Source organism: Prevotella pallens ATCC 700821, from assembly GCF_000220255.1.
Lineage (GTDB): Bacteria > Bacteroidota > Bacteroidia > Bacteroidales > Bacteroidaceae > Prevotella > Prevotella pallens.
On sequence record NZ_GL982551.1, the window covers coordinates 1 to 512 of the forward strand.

Annotated in this window: 1 pseudogene; it reads right to left on the bottom strand. The window is 44.9% G+C overall.

The annotated features are described in order from the left end of the window. Positions 1 to 512: pseudogene (locus HMPREF9144_RS12630) on the bottom strand (IS5/IS1182 family transposase); the annotation flags it as partial.

Below are 512 nucleotides of genomic sequence, written 5' to 3' on the forward strand. Positions count from 1 at the left end.
TTACGACAGTCTTGGTATAACGATGATAGCGTGATTTGAAAGACTCCAAGAAAGAAGAAAGTGTGAGCGTATCTGTACGGTTAGCATAGAGTGCAAAGTCGGTGATGAACTGGTTCTCAGTTGCTATCTGCAGATTATATCCAGGCTTAGTCTGTCCGTTCCGCATAGCATCCTCCTTCATGTGCATAAACGTGGCATCAGGGTCTGTCTTGCTGTAGGAGTTTCTCTCTCCCATAACCTCAAGGTGCCAGTCATACTCCTGGAGTTTATTACGTTTCTTCTCTAGCTCTTTAAGCTGTTTTTTCTTGGTTCTAACAGCCCGCTTCTCTTCTTTTGTCTTAGGCTCAGGGACTGATTCCAAAGACTTGTTCAATTCCTCGGATATCTCATCGAGCAGAGCTGCAGTAAACTCGACACCTTCTCTCTTAGCGGCATTGTCCTGCGCTATGACATCATCAACTTGAAGTAAGAGTGTGCGTATTTGTTCCTGCAACTTGGCGCGGTTCTTTTCT